The 23,693-nt window shown below is 70.3% G+C and carries 22 protein-coding genes; 9 read left to right on the forward strand and 13 right to left on the reverse strand.

The features are described 5' to 3' along the window. Positions 1-96: 96 nt before the first annotated feature. Together MWM45_RS14120 and MWM45_RS14125 are read right to left on the reverse strand one after the other, a co-directional pair. Positions 97-1,383 (reverse strand): MFS transporter, encoded by a 1,287-nt coding sequence (locus MWM45_RS14120; RefSeq protein WP_247826981.1) that lies wholly within the window; start codon positions 1,381-1,383, stop codon positions 97-99. 65 nt (positions 1,384-1,448) lie between these two features. After that, positions 1,449-2,153: an esterase/lipase family protein gene (locus MWM45_RS14125; RefSeq protein ID WP_247826982.1), complete on the reverse strand. Its 705-nt coding sequence runs from the start codon at positions 2,151-2,153 to the stop codon at positions 1,449-1,451. Positions 2,154-2,244: 91 nt separating this feature from the next. Between MWM45_RS14125 and MWM45_RS14130 the strand changes: the two genes are divergently transcribed. Then, positions 2,245-2,727 carry a Fur family transcriptional regulator gene (locus MWM45_RS14130; protein ID WP_231554355.1) on the forward strand — a complete coding sequence of 161 codons (483 nt, stop codon included), beginning with the start codon at positions 2,245-2,247 and terminating at the stop codon, positions 2,725-2,727. 7 nt (positions 2,728-2,734) lie between these two features. After that, complete coding sequence (locus MWM45_RS14135; RefSeq protein ID WP_247826983.1) at positions 2,735-4,222, forward strand: catalase; 1,488 nt, start codon at positions 2,735-2,737, stop codon at positions 4,220-4,222. A gap of 64 nt (positions 4,223-4,286) precedes the next feature. Here MWM45_RS14135 and MWM45_RS14140 read toward each other — a convergent pair whose 3' ends face one another. Then, a complete protein-coding gene (locus MWM45_RS14140) occupies positions 4,287-5,228 on the reverse strand; it encodes an SDR family NAD(P)-dependent oxidoreductase (RefSeq protein WP_247826984.1) in 942 nt (313 codons plus the stop codon). Between the two features lie 175 nt (positions 5,229-5,403). On the opposite strand from MWM45_RS14140, the gene MWM45_RS14145 reads away from it, so the two are divergent. The 3 genes from MWM45_RS14145 to MWM45_RS14155 all read left to right on the forward strand — a co-directional run bounded on the left by MWM45_RS14145 (position 5,404) and on the right by MWM45_RS14155 (position 7,829). After that, positions 5,404-6,246, forward strand: a complete 843-nt coding sequence (locus tag MWM45_RS14145; protein WP_247826985.1) for a helix-turn-helix transcriptional regulator — start codon at positions 5,404-5,406, stop codon at positions 6,244-6,246. A 117-nt stretch (positions 6,247-6,363) separates the two neighbouring features. Then, positions 6,364-7,374, forward strand: a complete 1,011-nt coding sequence (locus MWM45_RS14150) for an adenosine deaminase (protein ID WP_247826986.1) — start codon at positions 6,364-6,366, stop codon at positions 7,372-7,374. A 17-nt stretch (positions 7,375-7,391) separates the two neighbouring features. After that, positions 7,392-7,829, forward strand: a complete 438-nt coding sequence (locus MWM45_RS14155; RefSeq protein WP_247826987.1) for a hypothetical protein — start codon at positions 7,392-7,394, stop codon at positions 7,827-7,829. Here MWM45_RS14155 and MWM45_RS14160 read toward each other — a convergent pair. The 4 genes from MWM45_RS14160 to MWM45_RS14175 all read right to left on the reverse strand — a co-directional run bounded on the left by MWM45_RS14160 (position 7,826) and on the right by MWM45_RS14175 (position 11,594). After that, on the reverse strand, positions 7,826-8,839 hold the full coding sequence (locus MWM45_RS14160; RefSeq protein WP_247826988.1) for a glycine betaine ABC transporter substrate-binding protein: 1,014 nt from the start codon (positions 8,837-8,839) through the stop codon (positions 7,826-7,828). The two genes, MWM45_RS14155 and MWM45_RS14160, sit on opposite strands and share 4 nt — an antisense overlap. Further along, positions 8,836-9,543: an ABC transporter permease gene (locus tag MWM45_RS14165; RefSeq protein WP_418909772.1), complete on the reverse strand. Its 708-nt coding sequence runs from the start codon at positions 9,541-9,543 to the stop codon at positions 8,836-8,838. Before MWM45_RS14165 ends, MWM45_RS14160 begins: the two co-directional genes overlap by 4 nt. 121 nt (positions 9,544-9,664) lie before the next feature. After that, positions 9,665-10,960, reverse strand: coding sequence for an ATP-binding cassette domain-containing protein (locus MWM45_RS14170; protein WP_247826989.1), 1,296 nt, complete (start codon positions 10,958-10,960; stop codon positions 9,665-9,667). Further along, positions 10,953-11,594, reverse strand: coding sequence for an ABC transporter permease (locus tag MWM45_RS14175; protein ID WP_247826990.1), 642 nt, complete (start codon positions 11,592-11,594; stop codon positions 10,953-10,955). The genes MWM45_RS14170 and MWM45_RS14175 overlap by 8 nt, the downstream gene beginning before the upstream one ends. Before the next feature lie 230 nt (positions 11,595-11,824). Between MWM45_RS14175 and MWM45_RS14180 the strand changes: the two genes are divergently transcribed. Further along, a complete protein-coding gene (locus tag MWM45_RS14180; protein ID WP_247826991.1) occupies positions 11,825-12,460 on the forward strand; it encodes a YitT family protein in 636 nt (211 codons plus the stop codon). Between the two features lie 73 nt (positions 12,461-12,533). On the opposite strand, the gene MWM45_RS14185 is transcribed toward MWM45_RS14180, so the two are convergent. After that, positions 12,534-15,083: an MMPL family transporter gene (locus tag MWM45_RS14185; protein ID WP_247826992.1), complete on the reverse strand. Its 2,550-nt coding sequence runs from the start codon at positions 15,081-15,083 to the stop codon at positions 12,534-12,536. A 49-nt stretch (positions 15,084-15,132) separates the two neighbouring features. Next, on the reverse strand, positions 15,133-15,789 hold the full coding sequence (locus MWM45_RS14190) for a TetR/AcrR family transcriptional regulator (protein WP_247826993.1): 657 nt from the start codon (positions 15,787-15,789) through the stop codon (positions 15,133-15,135). Positions 15,790-15,925: 136 nt separating this feature from the next. Between MWM45_RS14190 and MWM45_RS14195 the strand changes: the two genes are divergently transcribed. From MWM45_RS14195 to MWM45_RS14205, 3 genes are all read left to right on the forward strand, one after another. Continuing rightward, positions 15,926-16,909 (forward strand): aldo/keto reductase, encoded by a 984-nt coding sequence (locus MWM45_RS14195; protein WP_247826994.1) that lies wholly within the window; start codon positions 15,926-15,928, stop codon positions 16,907-16,909. Between the two features lie 73 nt (positions 16,910-16,982). After that, positions 16,983-17,894 carry a cation diffusion facilitator family transporter gene (locus tag MWM45_RS14200; protein WP_247826995.1) on the forward strand — a complete coding sequence of 304 codons (912 nt, stop codon included), beginning with the start codon at positions 16,983-16,985 and terminating at the stop codon, positions 17,892-17,894. A gap of 2 nt (positions 17,895-17,896) precedes the next feature. Beyond that, positions 17,897-18,208, forward strand: a complete 312-nt coding sequence (locus MWM45_RS14205) for an ArsR/SmtB family transcription factor (protein WP_043441193.1) — start codon at positions 17,897-17,899, stop codon at positions 18,206-18,208. 66 nt (positions 18,209-18,274) lie between these two features. Here the strand turns inward: MWM45_RS14205 and MWM45_RS14210 are convergent, their stop codons facing one another. The 4 genes from MWM45_RS14210 to MWM45_RS14225 all read right to left on the reverse strand — a co-directional run bounded on the left by MWM45_RS14210 (position 18,275) and on the right by MWM45_RS14225 (position 23,674). After that, positions 18,275-18,685 (reverse strand): DUF779 domain-containing protein, encoded by a 411-nt coding sequence (locus tag MWM45_RS14210; protein ID WP_247826996.1) that lies wholly within the window; start codon positions 18,683-18,685, stop codon positions 18,275-18,277. Positions 18,686-18,693: 8 nt separating this feature from the next. Beyond that, positions 18,694-20,217, reverse strand: coding sequence for an acetaldehyde dehydrogenase ExaC (gene exaC, locus MWM45_RS14215; protein ID WP_247826997.1), 1,524 nt, complete (start codon positions 20,215-20,217; stop codon positions 18,694-18,696). 133 nt (positions 20,218-20,350) lie between these two features. Further along, positions 20,351-22,192, reverse strand: coding sequence for a peptidoglycan DD-metalloendopeptidase family protein (locus tag MWM45_RS14220; protein ID WP_247826998.1), 1,842 nt, complete (start codon positions 22,190-22,192; stop codon positions 20,351-20,353). A 129-nt stretch (positions 22,193-22,321) separates the two neighbouring features. Next, positions 22,322-23,674 (reverse strand): GAF domain-containing protein, encoded by a 1,353-nt coding sequence (locus MWM45_RS14225; RefSeq protein WP_247826999.1) that lies wholly within the window; start codon positions 23,672-23,674, stop codon positions 22,322-22,324. Positions 23,675-23,693 lie beyond the last annotated feature (19 nt).

Below are 23,693 nucleotides of genomic sequence, written 5' to 3' on the forward strand. Positions count from 1 at the left end.
GGCCGGGGCGAACATCAGTACAACGCGGGTGGTGGGTGGCCTGTTCCGTTCATCGTACGGGTCGGCGCTGCGAGCCGGCAGGGAGGAGGCGGGCGGTCAGGGCTGGGGATGGCGCGCGTCGTACTGCGCGAATCGGGGCTGCCAGCGGGCGACGGCGAGCACCAGGACGACACACGCGATCCCGCCGACGACGGCGGTCCAGCCCTCCCCCAGCCACGCCGCCTGACCACCGGCCACCATGTCGCCGAGGCGCGGCCCGCCGGCGACGACGACGATGAACACACCCTGGAGGCGCCCGCGCATCGCGTCCGGCGTCGCCGACTGGAGGATCGTGTTGCGGAAGACACTGCTGATGGAATCGGCGATGCCGGCGAGCACGAGGCAGGCGGCCGCGGGGAGAACCCACACGGAGATCTCGCCCTCGCCCGCCGCGGGCTGACCGGTCGCGGTGGCCATGACGACGACGAGCCCGAAGCCGGCCACGGACGCACCCCATCCGACGATCGACCAGATGACCGCCTGACCCTGCTTGTGGATGTGCCCGAGCGGGCCGGAGAACAGCCCGGCGAGCACCGAGCCGAACGCCCCGGAGGCCAGCAGGATGCCCACGGTCAGCTCGCCCCCTCCGATGAGCACCGCACCGACGGCCGGCAGCAGCGCCCGCGGCTGCGCCGTGATCATGGCGATGAGGTCGAGGATGAAGGTCATACGGATGTTCGGCCGCGTACCGAGGAAGCGGAACCCCTCGAGCACGGTCGCGAGGCCGGCCCGCCGCGTGGGACCCTCGGGCGGCAGCGACGGGAGCCGGTAGAGGGCCCACAGCGCGAAGGTGAAGGTGACGACGTCGACCGTGTACGTCCAGGCGTAGCCCACCTGCGCCACGAGGACTCCCGCGAGCAACGGACCCACCGTGAAGGCGAGGCCGAAGGTGATCATGCTCAGGGCGTTGGCCGCGGGCAGCAGCGCCGGTCGCACGAGCCGCGGGATGATGGAGCTCCGCGTGGGCTGGTTGATGCCGGCGGCACCGGACTGGATGGCGACCAGGGCGTAGAGCAGCCCCACGCTGTCCACGCCGATCCACGCCTGCAGCGCAATGGCCGCCGTGGTGGCCCACAGCGCCAGCCCCGAGAGCAGCGCGACCGTGCGGCGGTCCTGCGCGTCGGCGATCGCGCCGCCGTAGAGGCCCGCCACCACCAGGGGTACGAGGGCGAACAGGCTGAGCAGACCCACGCTGAGGGTGGACTGCGTGAGGGAGTAGATCTGCAGGCTGACGGCCACGATGGTGAGCTGCGTACCGATCGCCGAGAGCGCCGTGCCGATGTAGAGCCTCCGGAATGCCGGACTCTCCTTCAGCGGGGTGATGTCGGCGAGGAGTCTGGGCACGGGTGAAGTCTAGCGGCGGATTGATTCGCTCCGGCAACGGTTGCGGCGCGTCGAGGAGGTATTGCTCAGGCGGTGCCGGTGGTCCGCGCCGCGATCGCCCGATCGATCTCCCGCAGGACCCGGCGGTCGGCGATGGGCCGGAAGTGGCCCATCGTCTCGAGCTGCACGTTGCGGGCCCCCTCCACGAAGCTGCCGCCCGGGATGTGCGGATCGAACCGCCCGTAGATCGAGGTGATGCGTGAGTTCAGGGAGAGGTGTGTCCGGAGCATCCGCACCGTGCGGTTGTACGGCGAGAACGCTCTGATGCTGGGCAGCAGGAAGAAGGCGGCGTAGATGGATCCGGAGAACGGGGTGTTCACCGCCACGAGGCGGTCGACACGCGGAGCCACGCTCGACATCGTCAGGAGGAACTTGCCGATCAGGCCACCCTTGCTGTGCGCGACGAGGACGACGTCGGTGAGATCGTGCTCCTCCAGGTGGGCGGCGGCGAGGTGCGCCATGTCCTCCACCGTGCCGCGGTTGTACCCCAGCGTCTGCACCACGTGCACCGCGTGCCCTGCCCGGTGCAGGTGGTGGGCGATGGGCCGCATGAACTGCCAGGTCTCGTAGATGCCGGGAAGGAGCAGGATGGGCGCCTTGCCGGCCGGCGCCCCCGCGGGCGGCGTCCGGTAGCGCGTGGGATCGGCCCGCAGCAGGAAGCCGTGTGCCTGCCAGAAGCCCACGTAGGCGTAGTCCAGCGCCCAGGCCCAGCCGCGCACAAAAAGGTTCATCCTGTCAACGATACCGACTGCACGGGCCGCGTGGTGGAGAAGTTCGCGGCCCCTATTATGACAAATTCAGATTTACTGGTTCACTGAAGCAATGATGGAGACGAGAGGCGCGACCCGCGAGGCCCGGTGGTCCGCTGCCCTGCACGCGCACCAGCGGCGCGTGACGCGCCAGCGACTCGCCGTCCTCGCCGCCGTCGAGCAGTCGCCACACGCCACCGCCGACGACGCCGCCGGCGCGGTCCGCGCCGAACTGCCCCAGATCACCGTGCAGTCCGTGTACGTGATCCTGGCCGATCTCACCGCCGTCGGCCTGCTGCGCCGCATCGAGACACCGCACTCCCCTGCCCGCTACGAGACCCGCGTGGACGACAACCACCACCACGCCGTCTGTACCGGCTGCGGGCGGATCGAGGACGTCGACTGCGCCGTCGGGCATGCGCCCTGCCTCACCCCCGAGTGGTCGCCCGGCGCCTCCCGGATGACCATCCAGGTCGCAGAGGTCCTCTACCAGGGACTCTGCGACGACTGCCGCCCGGCAGCCCCACACCACCACCAGTCCCACCACCAGGAATAGGAGCACTATGTCCGCGAACTTCAGCACCACGCAGTCCGGCGCGCCCGTCATCGACGACAGCAACTCGTCCGCCCTCGGCCGCGACGGCGTCATCCCGCTGACCGACCACTACCTCATCGAGAAACTCGCGCAGTTCAACCGCGAGCGCGTCCCCGAGCGCGTGGTCCACGCCAAGGGTGGCGGAGCGTTCGGTGTCTTCGAGACCACCGAGGACGTCAGCATGTACACGCGCGCCGCGCTCTTCCAGAAGGGCACGACGACGGAGACGCTCCTGCGCTTCTCCTCCGTGGCCGGCGAGCAGGGCTCCCCCGACACCTGGCGGGACCCTCGCGGCTTCGCCCTGAAGTTCTACACCTCCGAGGGCAACTACGACCTCGTGGGCAACAACACCCCGGTGTTCTTCATCCGCGACGGCATCAAGTTCCCCGACTTCATCCACTCGCAGAAGCGCCTGCCCGGCACCAACCTCCGCGACGCCGACATGCAGTGGGACTTCTGGACCCTCAGCCCCGAATCCGCGCACCAGGTGACCTGGCTGATGGGTGATCGCGGCCTGCCGAACTCGTGGCGCACCATGAACGGCTACGGCTCGCACACCTTCATGTGGATCAACGAGCTCAACGAGAAGTTCTGGGTCAAGTACCACTTCAAGTCCAACCAGGGCCACGAGGTGCTGACGGTCGACGAGGCCGAGACGCTCGCCGGGTCCGACGCCGACCACCACCTGCGGGACCTCTCGGAGAACATCGCGAAGGGCAACCACCCGAGCTGGGACCTCAAGGTCCAGATCATGCCGTACGACGATGCGAAGACGTACCGCTTCAATCCGTTCGACCTCACGAAGGTGTGGCCGCAGGCCGACTACCCGCTGATCCCGGTGGGCAGGCTCACGCTGAACCGCAACCCCGAGAACTACTTCGCGCAGATCGAGCAGGCCACGTTCGCGCCGTCGAACTTCGTGCCCGGCATCGCCGCGAGCCCGGACCGCATGCTGCAGGCGCGCATCTTCTCCTACGCGGACGCGCACCGCTACCGTGTGGGCACCAACCACGCGCAGCTGCCCGTGAACATGCCGAAGAACGAGGTGCGCAACTACTCGAAGGACGGTGCGGCGCGCTACCACTTCAACGCGGCCTCCACCCCGGTCTACGCGCCGAACTCGGTGGGCGGACCCGCCGCCGATCCGGCGCAGTACGGCGCCCACGGCGGCTGGGAGAACGACGGCGACCTCGTGTACGCGGCGCACTCGCTGCACGCCGAGGACGACGACTTCGGCCAGGCCGGGACGCTCTACCGCGAGGTGTTCGACGACGCCCAGCGTGCGCGCTTCCTCGAGACCATCACCGGTGCCGTGGGCGGTGTGCAGAGTGACGAGATCCGTGCCCGGGCCGTCCAGTACTGGACCAACGTCGACGCCGAGCTCGGCGCGAAGCTCGCCGCGAACCTCGGCAGCGGCGAGACGCCGGCCGCCGAGTCGGAAGCCGCGCTCTACTAGGCGCTCCGGCAGGACCTGAGGAGGGCGGACCCGCACGGGTCCGCCCTCTTTCGTGTTCCCGGGGTCATGAACCGGCCAGGAGGGCGAGCGAGACCTCCCACAGCCTCCGGGCACTGACCGGATCCAGGGCGTAGTCCCGGACACCGTGGAGCCCGTCGACGATCGCCGGCACGACGTCCGCTGCACGGCAGTCCTCGAGGTAGAGCCCGCCGACTCCCTCGAGCAGCGGTGACACCGCGGCGAACACCGAGGTGGCGGCGCCCTGCGCGGGCGTCTTGACGGTGAGGCCGAGCGCCGCGACCTGCGCCTTCGTCGCGGCGAGCGCCTCGGGGTCCCAGTGCCGCTGGAGACCGGTCCACACCCCACCCGGCATGACGGCGTTCGCGGTGACGCCGTCGTCCGCCCAGCGCCGCGTCGCCTCGACCGCGAAGAGCACGTTCGCGGTCTTCGACTGCCCGTAGGCGTGCCCCGCATCGTACGGGCGGCGGTCGAAGAACAGGTCCTCGTAGACGATGTCCGAGTTCCCGTGGCCGCTCGAGCTCACGGACACGATGCGCGCACCCTCGGCCGCCGCGAGTGCGGCATGGAGTCCCGTGGTGAGGGCGAAGTGCCCCAGGTGGTTCGTGGCGAACTGCAGCTCCCACCCCTGGGGAGTCCGCAGCTCCGGCGTCATCATGACCCCGGCGTTGGTGACGAGCAGGTGCAGCGGTCCGCTCCAGTCGTCGGTGAAGCGGACCACCGAGCCCGGGTCCGCGAGATCCAGGCTCCGGACGTCCACGGTGGCGCCGGGACTGCTGCTGCGGATGTCCGCGACCGTGCGCCGGCCGGCCTCGGGATCCCTGACGGCCAGAGTCACCGCGGCACCCGCATGGGCCAGCGCCCGCGCGGTCTCGACGCCGATGCCCGAGGATCCGCCGGTGACGACGGCGGCGCGGCCGCGGAGGTCGAGGCCCTCGACCACCTCCAGGGCCGTGCTGTCCGTCCCGAAGGGGGCGAGCGCGGGCATCAGCCCGGCCCCGTCGGCGGGGTTCCGCCGTCGGGGAGCACGGGCGGGGCGGTCGATGCCGGTGTGGTTGTCATGCTCCCAGTTCTACGCGGTGGGCGGCGGGTGGACCAGGCCGCGGCGGACCGGGGCACGGCAGGACCACGATGCGGGCGGGACCACCTCCTACAGTGGGAGGATGCCCGCCGACCGCACCCAGCTCGGAGCGTTCCTCCGCTCCCGCCGCGACAGCCTGACGCCCGCCGACGTCGGACTGCGCGCCTTCCCGGGGCCGCGGCGCGTGCCCGGCCTGCGGAAGGAGGAGCTCGCCGTCCTGGCGGGCGTGAGTCCCGACTACTACAGCAGGCTGGAACAGGGACGGCAGGCGAACATCTCCCGCGCCGTCCTCGATTCCCTCGCGACGGCGCTCCGGCTCGACGACGTCGAACAGGCCCACCTGTTCGCGCTGGCGGCCCCCTCGAACCGCCCGAAGCCGTCGACGCCCGCAGTCCAGCAGGCCGATCCCGGCCTGCTGCGCCTGATGACCGTGCTGGACCACATGCCGGCGCTGGTCCTCGGCCGGCGCGGTGACGTACTGGCCACCAACACGCTCCTCACCTCCGTGCTCACCGGCCTGCGGCCGTCGTCGTCCTTCCCCCGGTTCATGTTCTTCGACCCGCTGGCGCGTGAGCGCATCGTGAACTGGGAGCACTTCGCGGCGGCCTCCGTGGCGGCCCTGCGGGGCGAGCTGGGCCGGTATCCCGATGACCGTCGGCTGGTCGCCCTGATCGACGAGCTCTGCTCAGGGGATGCCGACGCGGCCCGGTGGTGGGCCGACCACCGCGTCCAGGACTACGCGTCCGCGGCCAAGCGGATCCTCCATCCGATCGTCGGAGACCTCTCCTTCGACATCGAGACGGTCACGCCGCCCCGTGCCACCGACCAGGTGCTCGTCGTCTACACGGCGCAGCCGGACTCCGAGACGGCGCAGAAGCTGCCCTTCCTCGCCAGCTGGGGCGTCCGGGAGTCGGCCGGGCGCTGACCGCGGCAGCCGCGGCGCCGCAGCACCCCCATGGCTCCAGACCCGTGCTGATCGCCCCGGCCGTCCGAGCACCCTGCCGTCTGGCGGCCCGCCGTCCGTCCCTCCTAGGCTGGGGCCATGCTGCCACTGCCCTGCGCCGAACTGCACCTGCACATCGAGGGGACCCTCGAACCGGAGCTCATCTTCGCGCTCGCGGAACGGAACGGGATCACCCTCCCCTACGCCGACCCCGCGGACCTCGCCGCGCGGTACGCGTTCACCGACCTGCAGTCCTTCCTGGACCTCTACTACGCGAACATGGAGGTGCTGCGCACGGAGGAGGACTTCACGGACATGACCCGGGCGTACCTGCGCCGGGCGGCCGCTGCCGGTGTCCGCCACGCGGAGATCATGATGGATCCGCAGGCGCACCTGGCCCGCGGCGTCTCCCTCGCGACGTGCGTCGGCGGTGTGGCGGCCGCCCTGGCCACGAGCGAGGCCGACGTCGGCATCAGCACGTCCCTGATCGCCGCGTTCCTGCGGGACCGTCCCGCGGCGGAGGCTCTCGTGGTGCTGCGCGATCTCCTCGCGATGGACGCACCGATCATCGGGATCGGCCTGGACTCGGCGGAGGCGGGCTACCCCCCGTCGCTCTTCCGGGAGGTGTACGACGTGGCCCGGGCCGCCGGCCTGAAGTGCGTCGCGCATGCGGGTGAGGAGGGCCCGCCCGCCTACCTGTGGGAGGCGCTCGACGTCCTGGCGGTGGACCGGATCGATCACGGGATCCGCTGCCTCGAGGACGAGGCGCTCGTCGAACGGCTCGTCCTCGAGCAGGTACCACTGACGGTGTGCCCGCTCTCAAACGTGCGGCTGCGGACCGTCGACGCCATCGGCGATCATCCCCTGCCGCACATGCTCGCGCGCGGCCTGAACGTCTCGGTGCACTCGGATGATCCGGCGTACTTCGGCGGCTACCTCGACGACAACCTGGCGGCACTGGTGGACGCGTTCGGGCTGGGCCTCGACGAGCGCGCGCGGCTCGCGGCGAACTCGGTACGGTCGGCGTTCCTCGGGGAGCAACGGCGCGGGGAGCTGCTGGCGGAGATCGAGCAGTGGCGGGTTGCCGCCCACTCCCCGCACGCCGGTTAGGCGAGGATGCCCCCGCAGTGGGAGACTGCACAGCACAGTGCCTGCACCGGCGGGCGCCGACCGAGGGAGGCGCCATCGTGGAGGACTTCACGATCATCCACGACGAAGGGATCCTGGAGGTCCTCTGGCGGCCCGGCATCGGGATCGGGCCGGGAGAACTCGACGTCCTCGCGAACACGATCACGCACTTCCCGCGCTGGCACGCCTCCCCGGTGCTCGTGCACCTCAACCTCGTGCGGCACATCACCCCGCCCGCGCGCAAGATGCTCGTCGCCTACCACCACGCGGGGCCGATCGGGCTGACCGGCAGCGACCCCGTGGACCGGGTGCTCGCAGCGTTCATCGCCCAGTCGCGCAGCCGGACCCGCTACTTCACGGAGAGCGCGGAGGCCCGCGCCTGGCTGTCCCTGATCGGCGTGACGGCCGGGCGGCCCGTCCCGGCTCCGGCCCGCTAGGGCCTGGAGATGAAGCCGTTGTCCACCATGAAGTCGAAGGCGACGTCGGCGGGTTCCTCACCCTCGACGTCGACGCGCAGGTTCATGACGCGCAGCGCCTCGTCCGTGAGGGTCGGGGTGATGGCGTCGAACACCTCCTGGAGTTCGGGGAACTCCTCGAGGGTCTCCGCGTAGTACACGGGCGCGGCGTTGTAGGCCGGGAAGAACCCGAGATCGTCCTCGAGGAGGGTCAGGTCCAGGGCCTCGATGCGACCGTCCGTGGCGAAGACCTCGCCGAAGTTGCAGGCGCCGGTGTCGGTCGCCCCGTAGATGGCCCCCGTGTCGTAGATACCGATGTTCGCGTCTGGGACGCCGGTCGCCGCTCCGCGCTCGAGGCCGTAGTGCTCCAGCATGGGCGTCATCCCGTCGGCCCGGGAGTTGAACTCCGCCTCCACGCAGAACGTCCGCTGCTCGGGCGGCAACTGGGTGAGCCCTGACATCGTGGTGATGCCGCCCAGCTCCGGGATGGCCTCGGTCCGCACGGCCATGGCGTAGGTGTTGTTCAGCGGCGCAGGGCCGCCCCAGACGAGCCCGTTGGCGATGTCGGCCTCACGGACCGCTTCCCACTGCTCCTGCTGGTCGGCGATGCCTGCCTCCTCGCCCAGGAAGGCGAGCCAGGCCGTCCCGGTGTACTCCCACGTCAGGTCTGCCTCACCCGAGAGGATCAGGTCGCGGGGCGGCTGCGACCCTGGCGCATTCGTCAGGTCCGTGACGTCGAAGCCCGCGGCCTGCGCCGCCAGGACGGAGATCTTCCCGAGGATCAGCTGCTCCGTGAAGTTCTTGGACGTCACGGTGAGGGGTGCGCCGTCGGCGCCCTCGATGGGCTGGATGGAGCCGGGGCCGGCGGCGGGGACGTAGGACGTGGCGGGCTGCAGTCCGCACCCGGCCAGGAGGAGGCCGACGGCGGCGGCGCCGGCCAGCGCGACGCCCGCGCGGAGACGGAGTCGGCGGGGGCCTGGATGGCGGCTCATGCGAGTCCCTTCGGACGGGCGAGGAGTTCGACGACGCGCCCCACCCAGTCCACGAGTAGTGCGAGAAGGGCGACGCTCACGGCGCCGGCCACGAGGAGGCGCGTCAGGTTGAGATTGACCCCGGTGCTGATGAGGATGCCGAGCCCTCCGCCGTTGATGAATGTGGAGAGCGCGGCCGTGCCCACGAGCAGCACCAGTGCCGTGCGGATGCCCGCGAGCATGATGGGCACCGCGAGGGGAAGTTCCACGCGGAAGAGGACCGCCGCGGCGCTCATGCCCATCCCCCGGCCGGCCTCGACCAGCCGGTCGTCGACCTGGCCGATGCCGACCATGGTGTTCCGGAGGACCGGAAGGAGCGCGTAGACCACGAGCGCCGTCACGGCCGCGCGGAAACCGAAGCCGAGCCAGGCGGCGAGCAGCACCACGAGTCCGATGGCGGGCGCGGACTGGCCGATGTTGACGACCGCGAGGATGCCCCCGGCCAGCCGCCGGAACGGCTTCCGGGTCAGCAGGATGCCGAGCGGGACGGCGAGCAGGAGCACGATCGCGGCGGACAGCAGCGTCAGCGCCAGGTGCTCCCGCGTGTAGATGAGGAGGGAGGTCGGGTTGAGGGTGATCTGTTCCGTCGGGGTGAGCTCCGCCGTCGTGAGCCAGAGGGCCAGGGCACCCCCTGCCAGGAGGATGCCTGCGAGCTGCAGGAGCAGCGGGCGCCAGCCGCGGCCCGTGCTGACGGTGAGGGGATCGGCGGCCCCGCGCGGGACGAGGGAGGTGCCGGTACCCGACGTCGCGCCCTGGACAGCCGCGTCGGCGGGAGCGCCCGCTCGACTACTCACCCGAGCCACCCCTGACGGCCGGGTGCAGGGGTTCGGGCTCGACGCCGGTTCCCGGCTGTGTGGTGAGCGCGCCGGTGTTGATGCCGACCGGCTTGCCCTCGGCGTGGGAGGTACGCGCATGGGCGTGCGCCTGGCTCATCGCGACCATGATGGTCTCCACGTCGACGACGCCGCGGAAGCTGTCACGTCCACCGGTGACGAGCGCCGCGCCCACACTCGAGACGAGCATGATGTCGAGGGCGTCGTTCAGGGTGGCGCGCTCGCCGATGACCGGGAGACGCGGATCGCTGTCCCCGCCGATCCGCTCCAGCCGGGCGAGCTGCCTCCTCGACAGCCACTGCAGCGGCCGGTTCCGGCCGTCGATGATGACGGCGTGGTCGTCCCCCTGCTGGTCCAGGCGCGAGAGGACGTCGGAGGCGAGATCGCCGGGGGACGCGGTCACGGCGGACTGCAGGGACACCTCGTTGACGCGCGTGAGGGTCAGCTGCTTGAGCCCGGCACCTGCGCCGATGAAGTTCTCCACGAACTCGTTGGCGGGCTCGGCCAGGATGCGCGCCGGGGTGTCGTACTGCACCAGCTGCGCGCCCTCCGTGAAGATGGCGATCCAGTCCCCGAGCTTCACCGCTTCGTCGAAGTCGTGGGTGACGCAGACGATCGTCTTCTGCAGCTCCTTCTGGATGCTGATGAGCTCGTCCTGCAGGCGCACCCGGGTGATCGGGTCCACGGCGCCGAACGGCTCGTCCATGAGCAGCACGGGCGGATCCGCGGCGAGCGCCCGGGCGACGCCCACGCGCTGCTGCTGCCCGCCGGAGAGCTCCCGGGGGAACCTGTCGCGGTACTGCTCCGGGTCGAGGGAGACGAGCTCGAGGAGCTCGTCCACACGGGCGGCCACGCGTTCCTTGCCCCAGCCGAGCATCTTCGGGACGATCGCGATGTTCGTCGCGACGGTCATGTGCGGGAACAGGCCGCCGGCCTGGATGACGTAGCCGATTCGGCGGCGCAGGGCGTCGCCGTCGATCGCCGTCACGTCGTCGCCGTCGAGGACGATCCGCCCCTCGGAGGGCTCGATCAGGCGGTTGATCATCTTCAGGGTGGTGGTCTTGCCGCAGCCCGAGGGACCCACCAGCATGACGATCTTGCCGGCCGGGATCTCCATGGTGAGTCCGTCGACGGCCGCCTTGGCCTGACCGGGATACCGCTTGCTGACCTTGTCCAGCAGGATGCTCGCGCCGGTGATCTCGGCCGAGGGGGCCGCGGACGCAGGGGTGGCGGGAATGCTGTCAGACACGGATACCTCGCGGGATTGTGAGCCGGCCGAGGCCGACCAGAAGGAGATCGAGCACCATGGCCAGGAGGACGACGGCGATGATCCCGGTGGCGACGGATTCGAGGGCGTTGGCGCCGCCGAGCCGGGCCAGACCGGTGAAGATGAACCCGCCGAGGCCGGGCCCGAGGACGTATGCGGTGATCGCGGCGATGCCCATGACCATCTGCGCCGAGACCCGCACACCTGCCAGGATGACGGGCCACGCCATGGGCAGCTCGATGCGGCGGAAGGTCTGGAAGCGGCTGAGCCCGACACCCCGGGCGGATTCGACGATCGAACGGTCCACGCTGGTCAGGCCGACGACGGCGTTGCGCAGGATCGGCAGGACGGCGAAGAACACCACCACGATCACGGCCGGCGCGACGCCGAAGCCGAACGGGGCGATCAGGAGGCCGATGAGGGCGAAGGACGGGATGGTCAGGCCGATCGCGGTGACGCTGTTCGCGACGGAGGTGAGGGCTGGACTGCGGTAGACGAGCGCCGCGACGGCGATGGCGAGGATCGTCGCGATCACGAGGCACTGGACCACGAGTGAGAAATGCTGCCAACTGGCGAACAGGATCTGCTCGAGCCTGCTGCCTACGTATTCGAGCACGTCCACCTCCTCGTCGCGGCGACGCCGCACCCCTGATCCAGCGCATGGCACATCCATCAGGGCGCGTCCGTAAGCCAGCTTATTTTTCTACCGTACCGGAGATCGGGGGCGAGTGGGAAAGCGATCGCCGCGTCCGCGGAGCCGGCGTCGGTGACGCCGTTCCTGTGCCCTTGTTCACATCGGCGGCCACCCGTGCATGAGGCAGCACCGGCCGGTGATAGCTTGCCGCCATGGACACCACGACAGCCCCCGCCCCGGCCCGCGCCGACGTCATCGTCAGGCACTCGGTGGCCGAGGACATCCTGGGCATGGTCACGGGTACCTTCACGGTGTCCCTCGGCCTCTTCCTGCTCACCACGAGCGGCGCCGTCACCGGCGGGACAGCAGGCCTCGCCATGCTCCTCAGCTATGCGGGCGGGCTGTCCTTCGGTGTCCTGTTCCTCGTGGTCAACGTCCCGTTCTTCGCCCTCGCCGTGTGGAAGAAGGGCTGGAACTTCACGCTGCGCACCATGGTGGCCGTGGCGCTCGTCGCAGGCCTGGCCTCCCTGCACCCGGTGGCGCTCGGCGGGCTGACCCTGCACCCCCTCTACGCGGCGCTCGGCGGGAACCTGCTGGCCGGCGTGGGACTGCTGATCCTCTTCCGCCACCGCGCGAGCCTCGGTGGCTTCAACATCCTCGCCCTGATCCTCCAGGAACGGCTCGGCTGGCGTGCCGGGTACGTGCAGATGGCTCTCGACACGACCGTCATCCTTGTCTCCTTCGCCGTCGTCGAGCCGGCGAGCGTGCTGCTCTCCGCCGTCGGCGCCGTGGTGCTGAACCTCGTCGTGGCGCTCAACCACAAGCCCGGACGCTACCTCGGCGCCTGAGGACCTCGGGCGGGGACGGCGCACGTCCCCGCCTCTTTCCCGCTGCCCGTCCCCGCGACGCCGGCTCCCGATGTCACACGGGAACGGGGACGCTCTCCTTCTTCTCGTCGCGCAGGAGCCGGGCTCCTTCGACGTCGACGTCGGGGAGGATCTTCTCGAGCCATGCCGGGAGCCACCAGGCGTGCCGGCCCAGCAGGTACATGGCGGCCGGGACGAGGGTCATGCGGACCACGAAGGCGTCGAGGAGCACCCCGAAGGCGAGGCCGAAGCCGATGGGGCGCACCATGGCCAGGTGCGAGAACACGAATCCCGCGAACACGGAGACCATGATGATCGCGGCGGCCGTGACCACCCGGGCACCATGGCTGAAGCCGATACGCACCGCGGCCTTCGGATCGTCCCCGTGGACGTACGCCTCCCGCATGCCGGACACGAGGAACATCTGGTAGTCCATCGCGAGGCCGAAGAGCACCCCGATCAGGATGATGGGCAGGAAGCTGAGGATCGGGCCCGGGTTCGTGACCCCGAAGACGTCGCCGAGCCAGCCCCACTGGTAGATGGCGACCGTCGCGCCGAAGCTGGCGAGCAGCGAGAGCAGGAACCCGGCGGTCGCGATGACGGGGACGAGGATGGAACGGAACACCAGCAGGAGCAGGATCAGGGACAGGCCCACCACGATGGCGAGGTATACCGGCAGCGCCTCCATGAGCTTGGCGGAGACGTCGATGTTCGCCGCGGTCTGACCGGTCACGGCGATCGCGACGCCCGTCCGGTCCTCGAACTCGCCGGTCGCGGCGCGGAGGTCGCGGACCAGGTTCTCGGTGCCCTCGCTGGCCGGTCCTTCCTCGGGGATGACCTGGAAGATCGCGGTGCGGCCGTTCTCGCTCACCGTCGCGGGCACGGACGCGGCGACGCCGGGCACGTCCCGCAGGCGGTCGTTGACGTCGAGCCGGAGCGTGGTGAGCTCCGCCTCGTCGGCGGTCTCGGGGAGGGATCCGACGACGATCAGCGGGCCGTTGGTGCCCGCCCCGAACTTGTCGCCGATGGTGCTGTAGGCCTGGAACGCCGTGGAATCGGCCGGTTCCGTGCCGCCGTCGGGCAGGCCGACGCGCAGCTGCGCGGCGGGGATGGCGATGACGCCGAGCAGGACCACTCCGGCGATGACCGTCAGGACGGGCTTCCGTGTCACGAAGCCACCCCAGCCCGCGCCCTTCGCGGCGCGCTGGTCGGCAAGGGCCGTGCTGTCGTCGGTGTCCAGGGAGGCGGCGGCGTGCCGGTGGCCGGCGGCCTTGGCCCAGCGGCGCTTCGAGATCACGCGACGCCCCATCAGGGCGAGGAGCGCCGGGGTGAGGGTGAGCGCCACGAGGACGGACACCGCCACCGTGCCGGCCGCGGAGAGACCCATGACGGTCAGGAACGGCAGGCCCGGCACGGCGAGCGCGGCGAGGGCCACGATCACGGTGATGCCCGCGAAGAGCACGGCGTTCCCTGCGGTGCCGGTGGCGCGTGCGATCGACTCCTGCAGGTCCATGCCGTGCAGCAGTTGCGTCCGGTGCCGGTTCACGATGAACAGGCAGTAGTCGATCCCGACGGCGAGGCCGAGCATGAGGGCGAGGACCGGGGAGATGCTGTTCATCTCGACGATCCCCGACAGGGCGAAGGTGATCCCCACGCCCACCCCCACGCCCACGATGGCCATGAGCAGCGGCAGCCCGGCGGCGACGAGGGTGCCGAGCATCAGGACGAGGACGATGGCGGCGACAGCCAGCCCGACGATCTCCGTCGCCCCGACGATCCCGGAGACGTCCTCGACGATCTCCTTGCTGTACTCGACCGTCACTCCTGCCGACTCCGCCTCGGCCGCAGTCTCCTGCACCGTTTCGCGCAGTTCCGGCGAGACAGCATTGATCTGCTGGTCGAACTGCACGCTGGCGACGCCGGTGGAGCCGTCCTCGGACACCAGCCTCACCCCGGAGGTGGCCTCGAGCTGCCGCTGGGCGAGCTCGAGTTCCGTACGCCCGGACTCCAGCTGCTCCCGCCCGGACTCCAGTTCGGTGCGGCTCGCATCCAGGGTGGCCTGGCCCTGCTCGAGCTGCTGCGCGGTGGCCGCGGCCTGGGCGGCAGGAAGCTGCTCCCGCGCCTGCTCGAACTGTGCGCGCTGCTGGTCGAGCTGCTGCTGGCCCTGCGCGAGCTGGTCCTCGCCCGCACTCAACTGCTGCTCGCTGGCGTCGAGTTCCGCGCGGCCGGCCTCGAGCTCGTCGCCGCCGGACGCCACCTGGTCCGCGACGTCGAAGGGATCGATGACGCCGCGGACGCCGTCGAGCGCTGCGATGCCGGCCAGGGCCGACTGCACGCCCTCACGCTGCTCGGGTGAGAAGGCGGCGCCGTCGTCGGAGGTGAACACCACGGTGCCGGTGCCGCCGACCGCCTCCGGCAGCTCCTCCCGCAGCCGGTCGGAGATCCGCTGCGACTCGGTGCCGGGGATGGTGAAGTTGTTGGTGAGCGTCCCGGAGAAGGCGACGGCGGCGGCGCCGACCGCCAGCATGATGGCGAGCCATGCGGAGACGACCCACCACCGCCTCCGGAACGCGAAGGAACCGAGCCGGTAGAGGAGAAAAGCCATGGAGGAGTCCTAGCGGGAAGGGAACGGGAGGGGGAGGAAAGGCAGGGATTCAGGTCCGGGTGACGGGGGCGGGATCGACGGCGCGAGGGGAGAACCCGTCGCGGAGCATGGTGAGCGCTGCGAGGATGCGCCCCTCGAGCTCCTGCCCGGGGTCGCCGGCGGAGTCGGGGGTCAGGGCCGCCCAGTCGCGCATCGCCGCCTTGGTGCAGGACAGCACGCTCCCCACGAGGGCGGTGAGGTAGAGCTCGGAGGCGTCCGCCCCGAGGCGCCGGCGCAGTCCCTCCACGATCCGCGCCTCGGCGCGTTCCCACGAGTGCAGCTGCGCGCGCAGGAGGTCCGGGTTGGTGTCCGCCATGCGGAAGAGGGCACCGTGCTGCGAGAGACCCTCCATGCGCGTGGTCTCGGTGAAGGCGCGGATGATGGAGTCGAAGAGGGGCTCGTCCTGCGGCATCCGGCCGAAGACCTCCAGTGCCAGTTCGAGGAATCCGTCCGTGCGCACGGTCAGGGCGTCCTCGGCACTGTGGAAGTAGTTGAAGAACGTGCGGCGGGAGACCCCGGCACGCCCGACGATCTGGTCCACGGTGAACGCGCCCGGCCCCACGGACAGCGCGAGGTCGAAGGCGGCATCCGCGATCGCCCGCCGGGTGTCGATCTTGTTCTGCTCGCGGCGGCCCACGGGCACCGCGTCGTCGGTCGTCTCCAGCACGGTCCAAGGGTATGCGAATTCTTGCACACCGTGCAACAAAGTGTCGGTTCACGGCCCTGCCCCCGGGGTCCTGCCGGGCGTACTCTGGCCGAGGCATCATCTTCCTCCCCCATTCTCCTCTGCGAAGGCGGCTCCCATGCAGACCATCACCCTCGGTTCCCTCGGCTCGGGCCTCGACGTCTCCCGGCTCGGCCTCGGCTGCATGGGCATGTCGGCCTTCTACACCGGCAGCGGGAAGGACGACGCCGGCGCGACGGCCACGCTGCACCGCGCGCTCGACCTCGGCGTCACCTTCTTCGACACCGCCGAGATGTACGGCCCGTACACCAACGAGGAACTGCTCGGCCGGGCGTTCCGGACCAGGCGCGACGACGTCGTGCTGGCCACGAAGTTCGGCACCATCCGCCACACGGCGGGCGACGCCATGGGGCTCGACGGCAGCCCGGAGAACGTGCGCCTCGCGGTCGAGGGGTCGCTGCGGCGGCTGGGCACCGACCACATCGACCTCTACTACCAGCACCGCATGGACCCCTCGGTGCCGGTCGAGGACACCATGGGCGCCCTGGCCTCCCTCGTGGACGAGGGCAAGATCCGTCACATCGGGCTGTCCGAGGCGGCGCCCGCCACGATCCGCAGGGCGCACGCCGTCCACCCGGTGACGGCGCTCCAGACCGAGTACTCGCTGTGGAGCAGGGACCCGGAGCGTGAGATCCTCCCGCTCGTCCGCGAGCTCGGGATCGGCTTCGTCCCGTACTCGCCGCTCGGCCGCGGCTTCCTGACCGGGACCATCCGCTCGGTCGACCAGCTCGACGAGTCCGACTTCCGCCGCAACAACCCGCGCTTCGCAGGCGAGAACCTGCAGGCCAACATCCGCATCGTGGAGCAGGTGGACGACGTCGCCCGGCAGCTCGGGGCGACGCCCGGACAGGTGGCCCTCGCCTGGCTCCTCGCGCAGGGCACGGACATCGCCCCGATCCCCGGGACCAAGCAGGTGCGCTACCTGGAGGAGAACGTCGCGGCCGACGCCCTGACGCTCTCCCCGGAGCAGCTCGCACAGCTGGACGGCGTCGCGGCCCCGGTCGGCGACCGCTACGAGGACATGTCCGGCGTCGACCGGTAGCCGGTTCCCGCCGGCCCCGCCGGCGACCCGCCCACCCCCCCCCGGGGTTCACGGACGGATGTACTATCGGGGTATGGGTTCCCACCACGCACCGGCGGGCGCCGACCGGCGCGGTCCGCTGGCGGGCGCGTTCGCCATCACGCTCGGGGTCTTCGTGTTCCAGATCATCGGGGCGTTCTGGACCGGGAGCCTCGCCCTTCTCTTCGACTCCGTGCACGTCCTGACCGACGCCGCAGGCCTGGCCATGGCGCTCGGGGCCGCCACGCTCTCGGTCCGGCCGGCGTCGGCGCGGCGCTCGTGGGGTTTCCGCCGGGCGGAGGTCATCGCGGCGCTGCTGCAGGCCGCGTTCCTGCTCGCCGTCGGAGCCTACGTCCTGTTCGAGGGCGTGCGGCGCCTCATCACGCCGACCGACGTCGCAGCCCCGGAGATGATCGTCTTCGGCGTGATCGGTCTGGCGGGCAACCTCGCTGCGCTCGGGCTGCTGGCAAGGCACCGGACCGCCAGTTTCAATCTGAGGGCGGCGTTCCTCGAGGTGCTCAACGACGCCCTCGGGTCGGTGGCCGTCATCGTGGCCGCCGTGATCATCACCCTGACGGGGTGGATGCGCGCGGACGCCGTCGTGGCCATGCTCATCGGCGCGCTGATCATCCCGCGGACCCTGAAGCTGCTGCGCGAGACCATCGACGTCCTGCTCGAATCCACCCCCGCCGGCATCGACCTCGAGGAGGTCCGCGGCCACATCGCGCGCCTGCCCCACGTCCGCGACGTCCACGACCTGCACATCACCCAGATCGCCACGGGCCTGCCGGTCCTCACCGCGCACATCGTCGTGGACGACGACTGCTACCGGGACGGCTCGGCGCACGCCGTGCTCGACCAGCTCCAGGAGTGCGTCGGCAAGCACTTCGACGTCAGCATCGACCACTGCACCTTCCAGATCGAGCCGCTGGGCCATATGCACCACGAGACGGAGCTGACGCATTGATGCTGCAGACCCTGACCTCGACGTCGGTCCTGGAACGCGTGGGCACGGCCCTGTCCGATCCGACGCGCGTGCGGATCCTCGTGGCCTTGCGGGATGCGCCGGCCTACCCCACCGAGCTGGCGGGGCTGCTCGGCGTCAGTCGCCAGAGCCTGTCCAACCACCTGTCCTGCCTGCGGGGGTGCGGCCTCGTGGTGTCGGTGCCCGAGGGGCGGCGATCGCGCTACGAACTCGTGGACCCGAAGCTCGGGCACGCCCTCACGGATCTCCTCGGCATCGTCCTCGCCGTGGACCCCGCCCATCACGGCCACCCCTGACACAGGGCATCGGCCGCGCATGGAAAGGGCCCGGCGCATGACGTGCGCCGGGCCCTTCCATGATCCCTAGTCCATCAGCCGGGAGCGGATGAGGAACCTCTTGCCCTCCGGCGCCTCCACGGAGAAGCCACTCCCCCGGCCCTGGACGACGTCGACCGTCAGGTGCGTATGGCGCCAGTACTCGAACTGCTCCCGTGACATCCAGAAATCGATGAGCCGTGGCTCACCCTCCCCGGATTCCGTGGGGACCCCCTCCGAGATGTCCAGGACGCCGAGCAGCATGTCGGCCTCCGCCGTGATGAACTCTCCCGCCGGATAGCACATCGGCGATGAGCCGTCGCAGCACCCGCCGGACTGGTGGAACATCAGTGGCCCGTGGATGAGCCACAGTTTGTCCAGCAGTTCGACGGCGGCGTCGGTGAGCGCCACCCGCGAGACGGTCTCGCCCGGGATGGTCACCGAGGCCTCGACGGTCATGGCATCTCCTAGAAGAACCCGAGCTTGGACTCGGAGTAGCTGACCAGCAGGTTCTTGGTCTGCTGGTAGTGATCCAACATCATGGCATGGTTCTCGCGGCCGATGCCCGAGGACTTGTAGCCGCCGAACGCCGCACCGGCCGGGTAGGCGTGGTAGTTGTTCACCCAGACGCGCCCCGCCTGGATCTCGCGCCCCGCACGGTAGGCCACGTTGCCGTTCCGCGACCAGACGCCCGCGCCGAGCCCGTAGAGGGTGTCGTTGGCGATCTCGAGGGCCTCGGCGTAGTCGTTGAACCGGGTCACCGAGACCACGGGACCGAAGATCTCCTCCTGGAACACCCGCATGCTGTTGGTCCCCTCGAACACGGTGGGCTTCACGTAGTAGCCCTCGGCCAGGTCGCCGCCGAGGATGTTCCGCTCGCCGCCGGTGAGGACCTTGGCACCCTCCTGCCGGCCGATGTCCATGTAGGACAGGATCTTCTCGAGCTGGTCGTTCGAAGCCTGGGCCCCCACCTGCGTGTCGGTGTCCAGCGGGTTGCCCTGCACCATCTTCTCCACGCGGGCGATGGCATCGGCCATGAACGAGTCGTAGATGGAGCCCTGCACGAGTGCGCGGGAGGGGCAGGTGCAGACCTCGCCCTGGTTCAGCGCGAAGAGTGCGAAGCCCTCGAGTGCCTTGTCGTAGAACGCGTCGTTGCTGTCCGCGACGTCCGAGAAGAAGATGTTCGGGCTCTTGCCGCCGAGCTCGAGCGTGACCGGGATCAGGTTCTGGCTCGCGTACTGGCTGATCAACCGGCCCGTGGTCGTCTCACCGGTGAACGCGATCTTGCGGATGCGCTTGCTCGAGGCGAGCGGCTTGCCGGCCTCCACGCCGAATCCGTTCACGACGTTGATGACGCCCGCGGGCAGGATGTCGCTGATCAGTTCCATGAGGACGAGGATCGACGACGGCGTCTGCTCCGCGGGCTTGAGCACGACGGCGTTCCCTGCGGCGATCGCGGGGGCGAGCTTCCACGTCGCCATGAGGATCGGGAAGTTCCAGGGGATGATCTGCCCGACGACACCGAGCGGCTCGCGGAAGTGGTAGGCCGTCATGTCCTCGTCCAGCTGGGACAGGTTGCCCTCCTGGGCGCGGATGGCGGCGGCGAAGTACCGGAAGTGGTCGATCGCGAGGGGGATGTCCGCGGCGAGGGTCTCACGGACGGGCTTGCCGTTGTCCCAGGTATCCGCCACCGCGAGCATCTCGAGGTTCTCCTCCATGCGGTCCGCGATGCGGTTGAGGACCAGGGCCCTCTCTGCTGCGGAGGTCTTGCCCCAGGAGGGGGCGGCCTTGTGGGCTGCGTCCAGCGCCAGTTCGATGTCCTCGGCGGTGCCACGCGCCACCTCGCAGAAGGCCTTACCCGTCACCGGGGAGATGTTCTCGAAATACTGGCCCTTGATGGGGGAAACCCACTCCCCACCGATCCAGTTCTCGTACCTCGGCTTGAAACTGACCTTCGATCCATCCTGGCCAGGCTGGGCGTAAACAGTCATCGTCGAACTCCTTGAACTCCGTGGATGCAGGACGTCGTCGTCCCTGGGACCCACACTAGGAGCGCAGAGGTTGCATCGACGTTGCATGGGGAGCGACGGCGCCGAGGTCCCCTCGGGTTACTGCGCCGTTACGTCAGCCTTCCCCGCCCGCGGGCGCCGCCTGGTCCTCGGCCGGCCGGGCGGGTGCGGTCGCGGCGGGGTCGGTCGGGGCGGGAGCAGGATCGGCCGGTGCGTCCGGGTCCTCACACGACGGTTGGGCAGGGTCCGTCGCGTCGCCGGGCTTCGGCTCGGTGCCGTCGCCCGGGGCCGCTTCCACCGCTGGATCCGGCGTTCCGGCTGGCGGCTGCGATTGCGCTGCGGGATCGGCACCGTCGACGGATTTCCCCGCCTCCGGATTCTCCGGCGTCGACGGCTCCGTGTCGCATGGCGCTTCCGGTGTTGCGGGTGCCGGGGCAGGAGCGGGAGCCGGTTCGGGTGCAGGAGCCGGGGCTGGTGCAGGAGCCGGTGCAGGGGCAGGAGCCGGGGCGGGCGCCGGAGCCGGTGCCGGGGCTGGTGCAGGAGCCGGAGCTGGAGCTGGGGCAGGAGTAGGATCGGTCGGCGCGGGCTTCACGGCCGGATCTTCGTCCGGTTTCCCGGTTGGTTCCTCAGCAGGCTTCTCCGCCGGCTCCTCGACCGAGTCCTCACTAGGCTTTTCCGCCGGCTTCTCCGCGGGCTTCTCGGCAGACTCCTCGACCGAGTCGTCACTTGGCTTCTCGGCAGGCTTCTCGACAGGCTTCTCCGCGGGCTTCTCAACCGGCTTCGGCGCAGGCTTCTCGGCAGGCTTCTCAACCGGCTTCGGCGCAGGCTTCTCGGCAGGCTTCTCAACCGGCTTCGGCGCAGGCTTCTCAACCGGCTTCGGCGCGGGCTTCTCGACCGGCTTCGTCACGGGCTTGCTGCTCGACGATCCTGTGGAGACGCCGGGAGACGGCGCCCGGTTCTCAGGTCCCGGCGCAGCGCCGCCGGCCGCACGGCCCGCCTCAGCGATGGCGTTCCCGCCCCACGGCGCAGCGTGGACCGGATGACCGCCCTGTACAGGCTGGTCGGACCGTGTGGTGGACTGCGCCCATGCCGGAATGACCACGGCGCCGCTGCCCTCAGGGCTGTAGTCCCTGAACACCCCGGCGCGCTTTCCGTGGTGTATGGGGGCCATCCTCCATTCGAGGGGGTCCACGTGCTCGCCGTCGAGGATCGTCTCGAAGTGCAGGTGGCAGCCGGTCGAGGATCCCGTGGTTCCGAGTTCAGCGATCGGGTCGCCGCCGTTGACGGCATCGCCCTTCTCCACGGAGATGCCCTGCAGGTGGTTGTAGCTCGTGATCAGGCCGTTGCCGTGGTCGATCTCGACGCGATTGCCGCCACCCCACGGATGCCAGCCCACGGCCCGCACCGTGCCGGCGTCGGCGGCGTAGACGAGTGTGCCGCAGGGAGCGGCGTAGTCCTGGCCCGTGTGGAACTCTCCCGCTTCCCCGGAGATCGGGCTGGTCCGATAACCGAAGGACGAGCTGGGCACGAGTCCGTCGAGGGGTGCGAAGAGGGTGCCCGCCATCGGTCGACGCAGGGCGGACGTCATCAAGACCTCGGGGCCGGCAGGCTCACTGTCGCTGATCGGCGGCACGCTGACCGGCGGAAGGCCGAGCGACGGAAGGCCGAGCGGCGGCCGACCGGGAGCGAGGGCGTCCAGGGGGTCGATGGCCCCGAGGGGCATCAGCAGTGACGGGCCCACGATGCCCGTCGGCGACAGTGCGTCGTTCCCGGACCGGGCGACGGTCGAAGCGGACGCCGGCCCGGACGAGATCACGGAGGCGGCCTCCCACGACTGCGGCACGAAGCCCTGGAAGCCGACGAAGCAGACAACGATCGCCAGGCTGGCATGCATGGTGGTGCGCGACGACCGGGCGCTCCGGGCCGGCCCGGCCGGGTGCCTAGTGGATTGCGTCATGAGTATCCCCCCTTGCCCGTCTGCTGCGTCAGGACAGCCGCCGGGAAATTCCGTCCGGCGGATTCTTCAGCCATCTGGCATAACGTTAACCCGGCCTCGGCCCGTACGACGACGGATTATTGCGATTGGCTAACAAACTTTAGGAGAAATTGAGGGGGACGTCGAGGGTGTCCCCAGTTCGGCGTCGAGCCATTCCGCGTGGGCCACGACCGCGGCCCGCCGTGGGGAGCGCCGCGGCAGCACGCGCAGGGCGAGCTGCCACGCCTCGGCGTCGTACTCCGCCTCCGCGAGCGCGAGGTACTGCAGCACGGTTTCCGGTGCGCCGTCGTTGAGCACGGCATCGCGCAGGAGGACCGACACCTCGTTGCGCAGCCTCATGATCGCGGGTGCCTGCGAGCGCGGGAGGACGGGCCCGCGGTAGATCCCGAGTGCCATGCGGTGGGCGCCACGCTGCAGGTAGCTCAGGACCTGCACCGCGTCCACGACCAGCTGGCCCGGCAACCGGTAGGGGCGGGACTGCGGCACGGTGGCGTCCCCGTATGGCGCCAGAACCTTCCGCAGCCGCAGGATCTCCGCCCGGACCGTCGTCCCGGACGCCTCCTCCGGGTAGGCCATGGTGGCCAGCTGGTCCGCGGTGAGCCCTTCCGGATGCAGGGCGAGGATGGTCAGCAGCTCCGCGTGCCGGAGGCTCAACTCCAGCGAGGCGCCGCCGGTGTGGACCACCCCGTGGTCGATGCCCAGGATCTGCAGGCTGTTCCGGTAGAGGGCCGCCTGGGGACGCCCCGGCCTTCGGCGCTTCGTGCGCGGCAGCCGGTCCTGCAGCCGGTGGATGCTCAGTTGCGCCTCCGCGGCCGCGACCGCCGCTTCGACGAGAGCCAGCGTGTGGGTGGCGACGGCATCGTGGGTGCCCGTGATGTCGACGACGCCGAGCACCGTCCTGGAGTCGGGGTCGTGCACGGGCACCGCCGTGCAGCTCCACGGATGGGCCTTGCGACTGAAATGTTCTGCCCCGGCGATCTGCACGCTGCGGTCGACGGCGAGCGCCGTGCCGGGTGCACTCGTGCCGACGGTCGATTCGGACCAGTCCGCTCCGGGGACGAAGAGCATGCCCTCCGCCCGGCGCCGCAGTTCGCGATCACCGTCGACCCAGAGGAGGCGCCCGTTCTCGTCGCCGACCGCCACGAGCATCCCCGCTTCCAGGCTCGGCTGGACGAGCAAGCGGTCGATCACAGGCATGACGGCGGCCAGGGGGTGACCCTGACGGTAGGTCTCGAGCTCCTCCTCGGAGCAGAAGAGGCGGGCCTCGGCGGCGGCGGGATCACGGAGGAAGCCGAGCGACCTCCGCCACGATTCCCGGACGACGCCGCGGAGGTCACCGTCGACTCCGGCGCCCCGCCCCAGTGCCTCGTGCGCTGCATAGGCTCTTCGCTGAAGCGCGTCGGAGGAGAGCTCGGCTTCGGCTAGTGAACGGGACGGCGACATCGGCACTCCGCTTCGTGAC

The sequence above is a fragment of the Arthrobacter antioxidans genome, from assembly GCF_023100725.1.
GTDB classification, from domain to species: Bacteria; Actinomycetota; Actinomycetes; order Actinomycetales; family Micrococcaceae; genus Arthrobacter_D; species Arthrobacter_D antioxidans.